Below are 16,600 nucleotides of genomic sequence, written 5' to 3'. Positions count from 1 at the left end.
CGATACGACCATGCCGAAATCGAAGCGCCGTCCGCCGCAAGCCGAGTCTGAGACGATCAGCCGTGCCACGTCCGCGATGGTGGACGAAGGCGGCGCTTCGGAAGTCGAAGAAGAGATCGTGGAAGAGCGCGATCTCGACGAACGCCAGGGCGGTGCGGAAGAAGCCGGCGACACGCGCGAAAGCGTGAGCGAAGCCGTGCCGGACGCGGACGATTTCCGTGCGCTGCTGCAAGCCGAGTTGACGGCCGACACGATTCAGCATTACCTGAACCGCATCAGTGTCAAGCCGCTTCTGACCGTCGAAGAAGAGCAGAAGTATTCGCGCCTTGCCAAGGCGGGCGAGTTCGAGGCGCGGCAGGTGATGATCGAGCGTAATTTGCGGCTCGTCGTCAGCATCGCGAAGGGCTACCTCAATCGCGGCGTGCCGCTGCTCGATCTGATCGAAGAGGGCAACCTCGGCCTGATGCACGCGATCGAGAAATTCGATCCCACACGCGGCTTCCGTTTTTCGACGTATGCCACCTGGTGGATTCGCCAGAGCATCGAGCGTGCGATCATGAACCAGGCGCGCACCGTGCGTCTGCCGGTGCATGTGATCCGCGAACTGAACCAGGTGCTGCGCGCCAAGCGCCACCTGGAAAAAAATTCGATGAATTCGGGCGAGGCGGCCGAGCGCCGCGACGCCAGCATCGACGACATTGCCTATCTGACCGGCAAGACCACCGACGAAGTGACCGACATCCTCGCGCTGAACGAGCACACCGCATCGCTCGACGCGCCGCTCGACCTGGACCCGGCGAGCAGCCTGCTCGATCTGCTGTCCGACGATCAGAGCCAGTCGCCGGACGCCGAGGTGCAGCACCGCGAGCTGGAAACGCTGACGCGCGCCTGGCTCGCGCGGCTGTCGGACAAGCATCGTCATGTGATCGAGCGCCGGTTCGGGCTGAACCACATCGAGCCGGCCACGCTCGAAGAGCTGGCCGATGAAATGGGCCTCACGCGCGAGCGTGTGCGCCAGATCCAGCAGGAAGCGCTGGTGCGGTTGAAGCGCTTCTTTGCCTCCAACGGTGTGCGCAAGGACGCCGTTCTCTAATTCAATGACACCGATCCTGGTTTTCGACATCGAGACGATTCCCGATGTCGCCGGCATTCGCCGCCTCGAAGATTTGCCCGCCACGCTGAGCGACGCCGAAGTCGCCGAGCACGCGTTCGCCGCGCGCCGCGAGAAGACCGGCAGCGATTTCCTGCCTCACCACCTGCAACGGGTCGCGGCGATTTCCTGTGTATTTCGCGACAACAACGGTTTCCGGGTGCGCTCGCTCGGCACGCTGGAAGACGGTGAGGCCGCGCTGGTGCAGTCGTTTTATCGCGTGATCGAGAAATACACGCCGCAACTGGTGTCGTGGAACGGCGGCGGTTTCGACTTGCCGGTGCTGAATTACCGCGCGCTGGTCAACGGTATTCCGGCCTCCCGTTTCTGGGATCTCGGCGAGGACGATCGCGAGTTCAAGTGGAACAACTACATCAGCCGCTACCATGCGCGTCACACGGATCTGATGGACGTGCTGGCGATGTATCAGGCGCGCGCCAATGCGCCGCTCGACGCGCTCGCCAGGATGTGCGGCTTTCCCGGCAAGATGGGCATGGACGGCAGCCAGGTGTGGCACGCGTATCAGGACGGCCGTATCGAGGAAATTCGCAATTATTGCGAGACCGACGTCGTCAATACGTATCTGCTGTATTGCCGCTTCCAGTTGATCCGCGGCGCGTTTTCCGCCGAAGAGTATGCTGACGAGATCACGCTGGTAAAAAACGCGCTCGCGCTGGAAGCGGCGCCGCAATGGGCCGAGTATCTGGCCGCGTTCGATAACTAGGCCTATGGCGAAGCGGTTCGCCGTACGCTAACCGGGAGCGCGAGGCGCCCAGTACACGCTCTGGCCATCGCGCCGCCGCGCCAAATCGTTGGCAAGAGCGGAGGTTCGTCTACAATCTCGCCTTTCCCCCAAGTTTGTCAGGAAGTTGCAGGTGTCCCGAACTGCCCCCCATCGTCGCTCGCCGAAGCGCCAGAAGGCGCCCGCTCCGGTGCGAGCCCCCGTCGTTACCGGCAATGAGCCGATCATCGAAATTGTCTCGCTCGATATGGAAGCGCGCGGCGTCGGCCGCATCGAGAGCGAAGACGGCACGCCGGGCAAGGTCATTTTCGTCGAAGGCGCATTGCCCGGTGAGCGCGTCAGCTACTCGACTCACCGCAGCAAGCCGAAATTCGAGCAGGCTGAGGTCGTCGAGGTGCTGCGCGAAAGCGTGCTCCGCACCACGCCGAAATGCACGTACTTCAGCATCTGTGGCGGCTGTTCGATGCAGCATCTCGACATCCGCGCACAGGTTGCGGTCAAGCAGCGCGTGCTCGAAGACAATCTCCAGCATCTTGCGAAGCTACGTCCGGAGACCGTGTTCCGGCCGATTCACGGGCCGGCGTGGGGCTATCGGTATCGCGCGCGTCTGGCGGTGCGCTACCTGCCGGAAAAAGGCGGCATGCGCATTGGCTTTCACGAGAAGAAAAGCAGCTATATCGCCGATATGAAGACTTGCGAGGTGTTGCCGCCGCATGTGTCGGCGATGCTGATGCCGCTGCGTTTCATGGTCCGCCAGCTGTCGATCTACGACCGCATGCCGCAGTTCGAACTCGCGGTCGGCTCGTCGGTCACGGCGCTGGTGGTGCGCAACCTCGAACCGATCACCGAGGCCGACGAGAAGGTGCTGCGCGATTTCGCCGACGAGCACAAGGTGCAGTTCTGGTTGCAACCCGGCGGCCCGGAGACGGTTACGCCGTTCTATCCGCTCGACGCGCAGCTCGACTACACGCTGCCGGAGTACAACATCCGGATGCCGTTCAAGCCGACCGATTTCACCCAGGTGAACCATCAGATCAACCGCGTGCTGGTGAGCCGCGCGCTGCGGCTGCTGGCGCCGGCGCGTACGGATCGCGTGCTCGACCTGTTCTGCGGGATTGGCAACTTCACGCTGCCGCTCGCGCGAATTTCGAGGGAAGTGGTCGGCATCGAAGGTAGCGACGTGCTGACCTCGCGCGCACTGGCCAATGCCGAACTGAACGGCGTCGCGGGGCACACGTCGTTCGCGTGCCGCAATCTGTTCGAAGTCACCGCCGACGACATGCGTGCGCTCGGCCACTTCGACAAATTCCTCGTCGACCCGCCGCGCGAAGGCGCGCAGGCGGTGGCGAAGGCGCTGGCCGAGATCGCGCAGAGCGGCAATGGACCGCTGCCCACGCGGATTGTCTACGTGTCGTGCAATCCGGCGACGCTCGCACGCGATGCCGGTCTGCTGGTGCATGAGGCGGGCTATCGGCTGGTGGGCGCGGGCGTGGTGAACATGTTCCCGCATACGTCGCATGTGGAGTCGATTGCTTTGTTCGAGCGGGCTTGAAGCGAGGGGCCTGAAGCCAGAAGCGGGGTCCGCAGGCTCAGTCTGCACAAACAAAAACGCCACGACCGAAGTCGTGGCGTTTTTATTTTCAGAGCGTGGCGTGCCTTAGAACTGCCACCACGACTTTTCCTTGCCCGGCCTTGCATGCCCGGTGATAAACGGGCTGTCGGGGAAGGTGCCGGCCAGCACGCGCTTGGTGTCGTCAGCCAGTTGCGGCTGATTCAGCTTCTCGTACGACAGCATCATGATGTGCAGCGCGTCTTCGATCGCCGGCGCGTTCTTGTATTCCTTCAGCGCCAGTTGCGCGCGGTTGATCGCGGCGACATAGGCGCCACGGCGGTAGTAGTAGTCCGCCGCGTGGACTTCGTGCGACGCCAGCGCGTTCACGATGTAACGCATGCGTTGCGCGGCGTCCGGCGCGTACTTGCTGTTCGGATACTTGTCGACCACGACCTTGAACGCGTCATACGACTCGCGCAGCGACTTCGGATCGCGCTCGCTCATGTCCTGGCCAGAGAAGCGGCCAAACAGACCGAGGTCGTCGTTGAAGTGGATCATGCCCTTCAGGTAGTACGCGTAAGCGATGTCCGGGTGATCCGGATGCAGCTGGATGAAGCGGTCGATTGCCTGGTCCGCGGCGGCGTTTTCGTTGTCTTTCCAGTTGCAATACGCGACGTTGATCTGCGCTTGCTGGGCGAAGTGACCGAACGGATCGCGGCCCTCCAGCATCTCGAAATACTTGGCGCACTTGCCGAAGTCACCACCGGACAGAGCGTCGTTCGCCTCCGTATATAATTTGTTGTTGTTCCACGTAGCCGTTTCGTCGGTCTTTTCCGGCAGGCCGTGACAAGCCGCAACAACGGCGACGGCTGCGGCACACGCAATGTATCCGGCCACTTTCCAGGCCGCCTTCTTGATGGCCGCCAAATTGATCGCCGCTTTAGTGATGGTGTTCAAGGCTCGCATTTTCCAGTCTAGCTTTACGTCCAGGTGACCCAGACTCAATGACCCGCTCAAATACTCCAGGTACCGCTACCGGCGCCGGGAATAGCAACGAAGATTATAGCGTAAGCGCTGACCCCTCCGACGCGTTGGGCGTCGATTCGCTCGACGACGATCTCGGCAGCGACGCGCTCGCCGCCGCCGGCATGCCAGCCATGGTGCCGACCGTGGCCAGCCGCGTGGCGGACGAATCGCCGCGCAGCGTCGCCGTGCCCGACGAACTGGCCGGCGAACGCCTCGACAAGGTGCTCGCCCGAGTGTTTCCCGAGTTCTCGCGCAACCGGCTGCAAAGCTGGATCGAGGCCGAGCGCGTGCGCATCGACGGCAAGCCGGCGAAGATCCGCCAGCCGGTGCCGCTCGGCGCGACCATCGAGCTCGTGCCCGATCTGCTGCCCGAACAACTCGCGTTCACGCCCGAGCCGGTGCCGCTCGAGATCGTCTACGAGGACGATACGCTGGTGGTCATCAACAAGCCGGCCGGCATGGTCGTGCATCCGGCCGCCGGCAACTGGAGCGGCACCGTGCTGAACGGACTGCTGTACCGCTACGGCGACGCCGCCGCGGGCCTGCCGCGGGCGGGCATCGTGCACCGGCTCGACAAGGAAACCTCGGGCTTGATGGTGGTCGCGCGCACGCTCGAGGCGCAGACCGATCTGGTGCGTCAACTGCAGGCGCGCACGGTCAAGCGCCGGTATCTCGCGCTGGTGTGGGGCAACATGCCTGAAGAGGGCACGATCGACGCGCCGATCGGCCGCGACCCGCGCGAACGCACGCGCATGGCGGTGGTCACGAGCGCATCGGGCAAGCCCGCGCGCACGCATTTCCGGCGCGTCGATACGGCGATCTGGCAGCGTCAGCCGGTCACCGCGATTCATTGCGACCTGGAAACCGGCCGCACCCATCAGATTCGTGTGCATTGCGCGCACATCGGCCATCCGCTGCTCGGCGACCCGGTGTATGGGCGCGCGCGCGGCAAGCGCTCGGTCACGCCGCTGCCCGACGGTTTCGCGCGCCAGGCGCTGCATGCGTGGCGCCTCGGCCTGATCCATCCGCAAACCGGCCGGACGATGCAATGGCGCGCGGATGTGCCGGAAGACATGGCGGTGCTGTCGGCTGCGCTCGGCTTGGGGCGCGACGACGCCGGCGAGTTCGACGAGACGTACTATGAGGACGAAGACTACGTCGCGTCGCTCGACGAAGACGCCGATGAAGACGCCGCACCCGGCCACGACGGCGAAGCCGATGAACACGACGAGGACGACCCCGCATGAGCTTGCCCGAGCTGACATTTGCAGATGTTGTACAGCCCGCATGGAACGTATCGCCACGCGTGCGCGCGCTCGTCACGACGCGCAACGGCGGCGTGAGCCAGCCGCCGTTCGGCCGTTGGGTTGACGGCATGGATCAGCCGGGCGGTTTGAACCTCGGCATGAAGGCTGGCGACAATCCAGCTGCGCTCGCAACCAACCGCGCGCGCCTTCTGGCGTTGGCGGGTGTCGGCGAGGCCGCCTGGCTGGAGCAGATTCACGGTGCCGCTATCGTGCGAGCGGAAGACGTACTCGCGCAAGCTCGCGCGAGCGGCGCGCCGACGCGGGCCGATGCCAGCGTGACCGATCGGCCCGGCACGGTATGCGTCGTGATGGTTGCCGATTGCATGCCGGTGTTGTTGTGCGATGAAGCGGGCCGCGCGGTCGGCGCGGCTCATGCGGGGTGGCGAGGCCTCGCGGCAGGCATCGTCGAGCAGACGGCGCAGCGCGTCGCCGGTCTCGCGGGCGTCGAGGCAGCTTCGCTCTATGCCTACCTCGGTCCGGCGATTGGACCCGATGCTTTCGAGGTCGGTGCAGACGTGCGTGACGCCTTCATGAACGGTGTTGACGGTGCACAACGTGACGCCACTGCGGATGCGTTCGTTCCGCATCCGCAAAACGCAGGCAAGTATCTGGCCAATCTGGCGGCGCTCGCGCGCTTGCGTTTGCAGCGGCTCGGCGTCACCCGGATTGTCGGCGGCGACCTTTGTACGGTTACGCAACGTGAGCGTTTCTATTCCTATCGCCGCGATCGCGAAACAGGCCGCATGGCCGCGCTGATCTGGCTGGACGATCAGGCGCAGACGATCGCGGATTAGCGAGCGCACCGCGTGGCGGGCGTGGCAGTCTCCAGTGCAGTGCAGCCACGCGTGCGTTAGCGAACGCAGCGCATGTCTACGGAGACGCGTATGAGGGTTTGTGCGGAGGCGCAGCGGTTTTTTTGCTGCACTGCCGGAATTCGTCGGACATGCGTAAATCTGCCGCGAAAAGCATTGGCGCATGAATGGATAAGCGCACATAAGCGTATGCCGTACAGGTGCTTTTTTCGGCGAATCTGTTTTTTTGAGGCGTGTGCCAAAAGCGCGATCTGCTACACAGGGAAAACGATAATTAAATAAATATCGCACTGCGGCAAAATCAGGAACAAGCATTGACATGCCTTGCAATGGGGAGCAAGAATGTTCCTCCCAGCTCCTCGTACAAGGGACAGGGCGTGACGAGGTCGCGAGCAATCGCCCACGTGCGCAAAACCTGCCTCTCAACCCGTCCGCAAGGACTTACCGGTCAAAAAGCAGGTATGGCAGCATCACATTCCTCAGCTTCCCGTAGCACGGACTCCTCGACGGAGCATATGCAGCAGGCCGGTACGAGCGGCGCAACTTCCGCCGCCGGCATGCAGCAGTTATTCGACGCCTGGATGAACGCATGGCGTTCGCTCGGCACGCCGCCCGGCGCCGATGGTGCGCCTTTCTCAATGCCGCAAATGCCGATGCAGATACCGCAGATGCCATCGTTTCCCGGCATGCCCGACTTCAGCAAGATGGCCGCATCTATGCCGCCGTTGCCGTCATTCGCAGGGCTCAATGTCCCAAGCGCGGCGATTCCGTCGGAGCGTTTGCACAAGCTGCACGCCGATTATTCCCGCGAGGCGATGGAGCTGATCCAGCAGGCAGCGACCTCGACCATGAAGTTCCCCGAACTCAAAGACCGCCGCTTCAGTTCCGACGCGTGGAGCGCGACGCCGGCCTATGCGTTCACCGCCGCATGGTATCTGTTGAACGCGCGCTATCTGCAGGAAATGGTCGACGCGCTCGAAACCGAACCGAAGATGCGCGAACGCATTCGCTTCGCGGTGCAGCAGTGGACCGCGGCGGCGTCGCCGAGCAACTTCTTCGCCTTGAATCCCGAAGCGCAAAAAACCTTGCTCGATAGCCAGGGCGAGAGCTTGCGGCAGGGTGTGATGAACCTGCTCGGCGACTTGCAGCGCGGCAAAATTTCGCAGACTGACGAGTCGCGTTTCGTGGTCGGCGAGAATCTCGCGAACACCGAAGGCTCGGTGGTATTCGAAAACGACCTGATTCAGTTGATCCAGTACAAGCCGCGTACGGCCACCGTGCGCGAACGGCCGTTGTTGATCGTGCCGCCTTGCATCAACAAGTTCTACATTCTCGATCTGCAGCCGGAAAACTCGCTGGTCGCGCACGGACTCGATTCGGGTCATCAGGTGTTCCTGATTTCGTGGCGCAACGCGGATGCATCCATTGCGCATAAAACGTGGGACGACTACATCGGCGAGGGCGTGCTCACCGCGATCGATACGGTGCGCAAGATCAGCGACCGCGAGCAGATCAATACGCTCGGTTTTTGTGTGGGCGGTACGATGCTGGCTGCGGCGCTGGCGGTGGCGGCCGCGCGCGGCGAACATCCGGCTGCGTCGATGACCTTGCTCACCGCGATGCTCGACTTCTCGGACACGGGCGTACTCGACATCTTCGTCGACGAAGCGCATGTGCAGATGCGCGAGCAGACCATCGGCGGCAAGAATGGCAGCGCGCCGGGGCTGATGCGCGGCATCGAGTTCGCCAACGCGTTCTCGTTCCTGCGGCCGAACGATCTGGTGTGGAACTACGTCGTCGACAACTACCTCAAAGGGCGCACGCCGGTGCCGTTCGATCTGCTGTACTGGAACAGCGATTCGACCAATCTGCCGGGTCCGATGTACGTCTGGTATCTGCGCAATACGTATCTCGAGAATCGCCTGCGCGAGCCGGGCGCGTTGACCACGTGCGGCGAACCGATCGACCTGTCGAAGATCGACGTGCCCACCTTCATCTACGGTTCGCGCGAAGACCATATCGTGCCGTGGCAAACCGCGTATGCATCCGTGCCGTTGCTGAGCGGGCCGCTAAAGTTCGTGCTCGGCGCGTCGGGCCATATCGCGGGCGTGATCAATCCGCCAGCGAAGAAAAAACGCAGTTACTGGGTGCTGGAAGGCGACGTCAGGACGCTGCCTGAAAGCCCGGACGAGTGGCTGGATCAGGCCGCCGAGGTACCCGGCAGCTGGTGGCCCGAATGGACCAGCTGGCTCGATCAGTACGGCGGCAAGAAAGTGAAGCCGCGCGCCAAACCTGGCTCGGCCGAATTCCCGGTCATCGAGCCGGCGCCGGGGCGTTATGTGCGGCAGCGCGAGTAGTGGTGTGGTGTGAGATCTCACAGCGGAGATTTCACGGCGGAAATTTCATGGCGCGCTTCGCTGGATGGTCTGAATGAGCGCCTGATTGGGCGAGAGCGCAAGAGCAACGAGATTTTTAACTTGACGGGCTGCGGTGCAATTGACCGACGTGCCCGGAGGATATGGAAATGACTGATGTTGTGATCGTATCGGCCGCCCGTACGGCAGTGGGTAAATTCGGTGGGTCGCTGGCGAAGATCGCCGCGCCCGATCTCGGCGCCACGGTAATTCGCGCCGTTCTCGAGCGGGCCGGTCTGAAGCCCGAGCAGGTGAGCGAAGTGATCTTGGGGCAGGTGCTGACGGCCGGCTCCGGTCAGAACCCGGCGCGTCAGTCGCTGATCAAGGCAGGGCTGCCCTCGGTCATACCCGGCATGACGATCAACAAGGTGTGCGGCTCGGGTCTGAAGGCCGTGATGCTGGCAGCCAACGCGATCATCGCGGGTGACGCCGACATCGTGATCGCCGGCGGTCAGGAAAACATGAGCGCGGCGCCGCACGTTCTGCCGGGTTCGCGCGACGGTTTCCGCATGGGCGATGCGAAGCTGATCGACTCGATGATCGTCGACGGCCTGTGGGATGTGTACAACCAGTACCACATGGGTGTGACGGCGGAAAACGTCGCCAAGGAATACGGCATCACGCGCGAGCAGCAGGACGCGTTCGCGGCGCTGTCGCAGAACAAGGCGGAAGCCGCGCAGAAGTCGGGCCGCTTCAATGACGAAATCGTGCCGGTCGACATTCCGCAACGTAAGGGCGAGCCGCTGCGTTTCGCCACGGATGAATTCGTGCGTCATGGCGTGACGGCCGAATCGCTGGCGAGCCTGAAGCCGGCGTTCTCGAAGGAAGGCACGGTGACGGCGGCGAATGCGTCGGGTCTGAACGACGGCGCGGCGGCGGTGATCGTGATGTCGGCGAAGAAAGCCGAAGCGCTCGGCCTCACGCCGCTCGCGCGCATCAAGGCCTACGCCAACGCAGGCGTCGATCCGAAGGTGATGGGCATGGGCCCGGTGCCGGCTTCGCGCCGTTGCCTGGAACGCGCCGGCTGGGCGCCGGCCGATCTCGACCTGATGGAAATCAACGAAGCGTTTGCCGCGCAGGCGCTCGCCGTGCACAAGCAAATGGGCTGGGACACGTCGAAGGTCAACGTGAACGGCGGCGCGATCGCGATCGGCCATCCGATTGGCGCGTCCGGTTGCCGGATTCTCGTCACGCTGCTGCACGAAATGCAGAAACGCGATGCGAAGAAGGGTTTGGCGTCGCTGTGTATCGGCGGCGGCATGGGTGTGGCGCTGGCGCTCGAGCGCGCTTAAGGCGGTAAAGCAGGGTTGCCGCGCGCCTCGTGACAACAGGCGGCGCGCGGCGAGCAGTGGCCTCGCCGGCCGGTCGCCCGGCGGCAGCGGAGATGAAGCACAAGGCGAGGAATGGGGCAGCCGGTCGGCGCCTCGAAAACGACAATGGAGTCTAGTTTATGACACAGCGAATTGCGTACGTAACGGGCGGGATGGGCGGCATCGGCACGAGCATTTGCCAGCGGCTGCACAAAGAAGGCTTCAAGGTGGTCGCAGGCTGCGGCCCGAACTCGCCGCGCCGCGTGAAGTGGCTCGAAGAGCAGAAGGCGCTGGGCTTCGACTTCATCGCGTCCGAAGGCAACGTCGGCGACTGGGAGTCGACCAAGGCCGCGTTCGACAAGGTCAAGGCCGAAGTCGGCGAGGTCGATGTGCTGGTGAACAACGCCGGCATCACGCGCGACGTCGTGTTCCGCAAGATGACGCACGAAGACTGGACGGCGGTGATCGACACCAACCTGACCAGCCTCTTCAACGTCACCAAGCAGGTGATCGACGGCATGGTCGAGCGTGGTTTTGGCCGGGTTATCAACATTTCGTCGGTGAACGGGCAGAAAGGCCAGTTCGGCCAGACCAACTATTCGACCGCGAAAGCCGGGATTCACGGCTTCACGATGTCGCTGGCGCAGGAAGTGGCCACCAAGGGCGTGACGGTGAACACCGTGTCGCCGGGCTACATCGGCACCGATATGGTCAAGTCGATTCGCCCGGACGTGCTGGAAAAGATCGTCGCGACGATTCCGGTGCGTCGTCTCGGCCAGCCGGACGAAATCGGCTCGATCGTGGCATGGCTCGCGTCGGACGAATCGGGTTTCTCCACGGGCGCCGATTTTTCGCTGAATGGCGGCTTGCATATGGGCTGAGTCACGAGTGCGCCGCTCACAAAGGCGGCGTGCTTTAGCTCAGATGGTTCCGGCGGCGTCTCGATTGCGCGATAACCCGATTGCGTAATCGACAGGGCGCCGTTTCCGCGCTCAACTCGCGCTCAAAGGCGTCACATGACTACTACTACAAAGAAAACAGCCGAACGACTGATCAAGAAATATCCGAATCGTCGGCTCTACGACACCGAGACAAGCACGTACATCACGCTGACGGACGTCAAGCAGCTCGTGCTGGATCAGGAGGATTTCAAGGTCATCGATGCGAAGAGCAACGAGGACCTGACGCGCGCCATCCTGTTGCAGATCATCCTCGAAGAGGAGAGCGGCGGCTTGCCGATGTTCTCCTCGTCGATGCTCTCGCAGATCATCCGTTTCTACGGGCATGCGATGCAGGGCATGATGGGCACGTATCTGGAAAAGAATATCCAGGCGTTCATCGACATTCAGGCGAAGCTCGCCGACCAGTCGAAGAACCTGTACGAAGGCAAAGCGATGAATCCCGAAGTCTGGTCGCAATTCATGAACATGCAGGCGCCGATGATGCAGGGCATGATGACCAGCTACATCGAGCAGTCGAAGAACATGTTCGTGCAGATGCAGGAGCAGATGCAGAACCAGGCGAAGTCCATGTTCAGCACCTTCCCGTTTACGCCGGGCGGCCCGGTGAATGCGGCCAATGCGCCGGCAAATCCGTCTGAAAATCCGCAAAGCAATCCGGAGCCGGAGAAGAAGTAACGGCGCAAGCAGCGTTGGCGGCGAGGGCGCAGGTGGAGGACCGCCGGCGCGGTACAATGAAGGGTTGCGTGCGCGGGGCGTTTTGCCGGGGTAGGGGTTTTGTGACCCTTTGACCCGTAGTTCCTGTCGCACGGCCCCCATTAGTCGCCATCGTCACCGCTATACGCCGGACCCATCCTATGTCGCAGATCTCTACCCCCGCCGTGCCGACGCCTTCCGTTCCGAAGGTCGGTTTCGTCAGCCTCGGCTGCCCTTAAAGCAATGAAAATATACTGTGTCGCTGGATGTGGCCGATCGGGCTGAAAGCCTTGTGCCACAAACGTGTGGAGATTGGTGCGCGGCACGCGTCGCGCGTCCGAAAATAGGCAAAGCTCTGGACAAGCGATCGAGACGCTCGGGCCGGCATCGAGGACGTTGGCAACTTTGTCGAGGATGGCGAGCGTCGCCGGTTCGCTCGTCGCTTTATCAATCGGGCGGAATATGTCGGCGGATGACATTGGGCGAGCTGCCTTTGTGGACGCACAAGGCAGTATTGCGCGATCCGGACGTGCGCGTTACCGACGTGGCGAAACGCTACGGCATTGGCCGAGCAACCATCTACAAGCATGTTGGCGCTGTCGCGCCGCAGGTCAGCGGCGTAGCGGCTCTCCCATTGCACCGGGTGCAGGGCCCGACAAAAGCTCGCTGTGAGGCAGGCTTAAATCCACGCTGGTTTGTGCAGCTCACAGGGTTCTTCCGAAGGATTGCTCAGTGTTGCCGGCTTACTGCGGTCGTCGCCGCGCGGGTAACGGCCGCGGTCGTGGCGGGCGGTATTCGCTATAGGCCGAATGCGTGAATCTTGTGATCGCTGCCGCCCGCAACGAACAGTTGTCCGTTCACGACGGTCGGCGATGCGAAGATGCCTCCGGTGATCCGGTCAACCGGCGCAAGGCTATCGGTGCTCCAGAGTATGTTTCCGGTTGTTGCGTCCAAGGCCAACACCTGGCTTGCGACGCCATCGGCGTAGTACACAACGCCGTTTGCGACAATGGGCGAAATGGCCGGGTTGTTCGTCGTCGCGTTTGCGCCGACCGGCTGCTGCCAGGCAACGCTGATGGAACAGTTGCTGCCGACGGCCAGCGCGAGGAGCCCGTGGTTGTTGAACCCGACGGGTGAGTCGGAGGGCGCCACGATGTAAAGCTGGTTCAACACCGGATCGAACGCAGGCTGGCCGATGTTGACGCCGGCACTCGAACTCTTGGCAATCGCCAACGTCTGGATGGGCCCCGACTGCTGGATGGTGGCCCGGTTATAGATGAACAGGTTGCCGCTCTTTTGGTAGGCCGCGAGCATCGTTGGGCAGCCGGGACGCTGGAACAGCACCGCCGTCGCACCGAAGTCCACGTCTGGCACAGCGGCGGTGGGAGCGAGCGGCGAGTTGGACGCGGCCGCCGCCAGCGTCGGGGTGAGCTTGACGACGTGTTCTGCGAACCCGGCATTTTCCGGATTGGCGAAAGCGTTTCCCGTCAGCGCGTAGACGACCGTCCCGTCAGGCGGGATTGATACGCCTCCCGCACCCCAGATCCCGCCCCCTTCCGGCCCGTTCGCCCCGGTCGGGTACCAGCGTTCCAGAATCGTCGGCGGGGTGCTGGTCGATACGTGGACGACCTGTCCGTGGTACGGCCGGATATCGCAGGGGTTGCCGGCCGTCGCGACGTATAGTGAGGTGCCGATGATCGCAGGGCTGCCGTAGACGAACGTCCTCGGCCAGAAATTCGCCGCGTCGGGAATAGGCAGGTTGAAGCCGGGCGTATCCGCGCCGGTTGCGAGATCGTATGCGTGCAGGTAGCCTCTGCCGCTCACGATATATAGCCGGTTGGTGGAACGGTCGATGGTGGGAGTCCCGATGAAACCGGCGTTGCCGCCCGACAAGGCCAAGTCCTCGCAGTTGGTTTGCACGGGAGGCACGCTTTGTTGCCAGATGATGGCCCCGGTGGAAGCGTCCAGCGCGAACGTGGTCCCCAGCAGCGTCGCCGCATAGACGACATCGGTCAACTTGCCGTTGATGTTCACGCCTGCAGCCAATGTCGGCTGAGTCAGGACGGCGCCGCCAAGATCCGTCGCCCAGTGCGTCACCAAGCCCTTGCGCACACTGGTCGGGCTAAGCACGGTCTCGACGGGATTGTTCCCGGTCCGCTGCATGTCCATGCCGAACGTAGGCCAGTCGGTCGCCGTGAAGGACGAGGCAGCCGCTGCTCCGGGTGTCCGGGCCCGTGTCGCGGCGCTCACAGCCGCAGGCGCCTGGTATGGCGCGTTCGCCGTCAGCGTCGGACCCTGACCGCCAGGGACGCTCGGCGGAAGGTGGCCGTTCACGAAATTCTGCTGGCTCACCGGCGATCCATCGAGCGCACTGGCGGGCGGCATGTTCGGTATGGCGGACGACCCCGAGGGGCCATGAGGCGGCATGGGAGAGGTTTGCGCGAGAGCGCTTGAGCCGGCAAAAAAGGCGAGAATCACAGCGGCGACCCGCTCAACCTTCTCGAGACTGGCGCGTGCGTTGGTCATGGAGACACCTTCGGGGACGTCGAGTTGGCGCGCTTGTCGTGTTAAGACGGCATACCGACGGCTTCTAGCCGTAGCACCCTTGTTTAAGACCCTCTTCAGCGTGCCGGTGGCCGTGGCGTTACAGACAGGAAGAGCCCAGGAAGAGCTCGAGAAGGACGGCACGCCAACGCATGTATTCTAGTAGTCGGTCCTGCGCAATTCAACCGCGCATCGGCTGCCCGAAGGCGTAAGAACATATACCGCCAGCGTTGCTGACGCCCACGCCTTGCAGGAACATAAAGCCCGCCTTGCGCTGGGTTCAGGAAATGTGTTTGGCGGGCGGCAGGTCGCCAAGCGACACGATGTCTAGGAGGTAGTGCTGGTCGCTACCCTTGGCTTCGCATAGCGTCATTGTGCTGCCTCGCTGTTGCAGCAGACGTATGGCGTAGTCTCTGTCTTCTTGCGGTATTAAGTGGCCGAAGATTACGCCCGCAAGCAGGAATTTCTCGCGCTCTCTTATGGTGTGCCCCCGTCAAATCTGAATCCCGGCTTGCAGTCCATCGGGTCCTTGAAGGACGGCGGAGCGGTGAACGTGCGCGCCCGTCAGACTTCCTCCAGCTACAGCGCTGAGGACAATTTCCGGACCAGAAGGGCAGTTGCCCTTTGCCATACGGGTAGAATGGCAAAGTTTATGTATCGCTTGGCGGCTTGCCAGCGAAAAAACGGACATGAAAGTTGAAAAACCCTTTACAATCAACCGCTAATGGCTGTTCTGCGCCCAAAATCGGCATGGTCAGCCTCGGCTGCCCTAAAGCGCTTGTCGACTCCGAGCAGATCATCACGCAGTTGCGTGCCGAGGGCTATGAGATCTCCGGCACGTATGACGGCGCGGACCTCGTGGTCGTCAACACCTGCGGCTTCATCGACGAAGCCGTGCAGGAAAGCCTCGACGCGATCGGCGAAGCGCTCCACGAAAACGGCAAGGTGATCGTCACCGGCTGTCTCGGCGCGAAGAAGAGCGCGAGCGGCACGGGGCTGATCGAAGAAGTGCATCCGAAGGTGCTGGCCGTGACCGGCCCGCACGCGGTCGGTGAAGTGATGCAGGCGGTGCACAACCATCTGCCGAAGCCGCACGATCCGTTCGTCGATCTGGTGCCAGCCGCGGGCGTGAAGCTTACGCCGCGCCACTACGCGTACCTGAAAATTTCCGAAGGCTGCAACCACCGCTGCACGTTCTGCATCATCCCGTCGATGCGCGGCGACCTCGTGTCGCGTCCGGTCGCTGAAGTGATGCTCGAAGCGGAGAACCTGTTCAAGTCGGGCGTGAAGGAGTTGCTGGTCATTTCGCAGGACACCAGCGCCTACGGCGTCGACGTCAAATACCGTACGGGTTTCTGGAACGGCAAGCCGATCAAGACACGCATGACCGATCTGGTCGGCGCGCTGGGCGAGCTGGCCGCGCAATATGGCGCCTGGGTGCGTTTGCATTACGTGTATCCGTACCCGAGCGTCGACGAAGTGATTCCGATGATGGCCGAAGGTCCGTACAAGGGCCATGTGCTGCCGTATCTCGACGTGCCGTTCCAGCACGCCCATCCGGAAGTGCTGAAGCGCATGAAGCGTCCGGCCAACGCCGAGAAGGTGATGGAGCGCGTGAAGGCATGGCGCGAAATATGTCCCGATCTGACGATTCGCAGCACCTTCATCGCCGGTTTCCCGGGCGAGACCGAAGCACAGTTCCAGACGCTGCTCGATTTCATCCGCGAGGCGGAACTGGATCGGGTTGGCTGCTTTGCATACTCGCCGGTCGAAGGCGCTACTGCCAATGAACTGGACGGCGCGTTGCCGGACGAAGTGCGTGAGGAACGCCGGGCGCGTTTCATGGAAGTGGCCGAAGAAGTGTCGGCCAGGCGCATCGCGAAGAAGGTCGGTAAGACGTTGAAGGTGCTGGTCGACGAGATCAACGCCGACGGCGGCATCGGCCGCACCGCGGCGGACGCGCCGGAGATCGACGGCGTCGTGTACGTCGCGCCCGCCGCCAAGGCGTCCAGGCGTTACAAGGCCGGCGATTTCGTGTCGGTGAAGATCACCGGCGCCGACGGCCACGACCTGTGGGGCGAGGTTTAA

12 protein-coding genes are annotated in these 16,600 nt (G+C 62.8%); 10 read left to right on the top strand and 2 right to left on the bottom strand.

Annotated features, from left to right (window positions below):
• Positions 1–10 precede the first annotated feature (10 nt).
• The 3 genes from rpoS to rlmD all read left to right on the top strand — a co-directional run bounded on the left by rpoS (position 11) and on the right by rlmD (position 3,444).
• On the top strand, positions 11–1,093 hold the full coding sequence (gene rpoS, locus SB772_RS08280; RefSeq protein ID WP_410832780.1) for an RNA polymerase sigma factor RpoS: 1,083 nt from the start codon (positions 11–13) through the stop codon (positions 1,091–1,093).
• A 4-nt stretch (positions 1,094–1,097) separates the two neighbouring features.
• On the top strand, positions 1,098–1,874 hold the full coding sequence (locus tag SB772_RS08275) for a 3'-5' exonuclease (RefSeq protein ID WP_410832779.1): 777 nt from the start codon (positions 1,098–1,100) through the stop codon (positions 1,872–1,874).
• A 151-nt stretch (positions 1,875–2,025) separates the two neighbouring features.
• Positions 2,026–3,444, top strand: coding sequence for a 23S rRNA (uracil(1939)-C(5))-methyltransferase RlmD (gene rlmD, locus SB772_RS08270; RefSeq protein WP_410832778.1), 1,419 nt, complete (start codon positions 2,026–2,028; stop codon positions 3,442–3,444).
• Between the two features lie 105 nt (positions 3,445–3,549).
• On the opposite strand, the gene SB772_RS08265 is transcribed toward rlmD, so the two are convergent.
• Entirely contained in the window at positions 3,550–4,410 is an 861-nt protein-coding gene (locus SB772_RS08265) for an outer membrane protein assembly factor BamD (RefSeq protein ID WP_410832777.1), read from the bottom strand.
• A gap of 38 nt (positions 4,411–4,448) precedes the next feature.
• Here SB772_RS08265 and SB772_RS08260 point away from each other — a divergent pair, with 38 nt between their 5' ends.
• The 6 genes from SB772_RS08260 (at position 4,449) to phaR (ending at position 11,950) form a co-directional block, all read left to right on the top strand.
• Positions 4,449–5,717, top strand: a complete 1,269-nt coding sequence (locus tag SB772_RS08260) for an RluA family pseudouridine synthase (RefSeq protein ID WP_410832776.1) — start codon at positions 4,449–4,451, stop codon at positions 5,715–5,717.
• A complete protein-coding gene (pgeF, locus tag SB772_RS08255) occupies positions 5,714–6,571 on the top strand; it encodes a peptidoglycan editing factor PgeF (RefSeq protein ID WP_410832775.1) in 858 nt (285 codons plus the stop codon). The genes SB772_RS08260 and pgeF overlap by 4 nt, the downstream gene beginning before the upstream one ends.
• Before the next feature lie 575 nt (positions 6,572–7,146).
• Complete coding sequence (gene phaC, locus SB772_RS08250; RefSeq protein WP_410832998.1) at positions 7,147–8,946, top strand: class I poly(R)-hydroxyalkanoic acid synthase; 1,800 nt, start codon at positions 7,147–7,149, stop codon at positions 8,944–8,946.
• 167 nt (positions 8,947–9,113) lie between these two features.
• Positions 9,114–10,295 carry an acetyl-CoA C-acetyltransferase gene (locus SB772_RS08245; protein WP_410832774.1) on the top strand — a complete coding sequence of 394 codons (1,182 nt, stop codon included), beginning with the start codon at positions 9,114–9,116 and terminating at the stop codon, positions 10,293–10,295.
• A 158-nt stretch (positions 10,296–10,453) separates the two neighbouring features.
• Positions 10,454–11,194 carry a 3-ketoacyl-ACP reductase gene (locus SB772_RS08240; protein WP_410832773.1) on the top strand — a complete coding sequence of 247 codons (741 nt, stop codon included), beginning with the start codon at positions 10,454–10,456 and terminating at the stop codon, positions 11,192–11,194.
• 135 nt (positions 11,195–11,329) lie between these two features.
• Positions 11,330–11,950 (top strand): polyhydroxyalkanoate synthesis repressor PhaR, encoded by a 621-nt coding sequence (phaR, locus tag SB772_RS08235; RefSeq protein ID WP_341312260.1) that lies wholly within the window; start codon positions 11,330–11,332, stop codon positions 11,948–11,950.
• A gap of 816 nt (positions 11,951–12,766) precedes the next feature.
• On the opposite strand, the gene SB772_RS08230 is transcribed toward phaR, so the two are convergent.
• On the bottom strand, positions 12,767–14,494 hold the full coding sequence (locus SB772_RS08230; RefSeq protein ID WP_410832772.1) for a PQQ-binding-like beta-propeller repeat protein: 1,728 nt from the start codon (positions 14,492–14,494) through the stop codon (positions 12,767–12,769).
• Between the two features lie 768 nt (positions 14,495–15,262).
• On the opposite strand from SB772_RS08230, the gene rimO reads away from it, so the two are divergent.
• Entirely contained in the window at positions 15,263–16,600 is a 1,338-nt protein-coding gene (rimO, locus tag SB772_RS08225) for a 30S ribosomal protein S12 methylthiotransferase RimO (protein WP_410832771.1), read from the top strand.

The organism is Paraburkholderia sp. SIMBA_030 (assembly GCF_046535245.1).
GTDB lineage: Bacteria > Pseudomonadota > Gammaproteobacteria > Burkholderiales > Burkholderiaceae > Paraburkholderia.
This window is presented reverse-complemented; position numbering and strand designations above follow the sequence as displayed.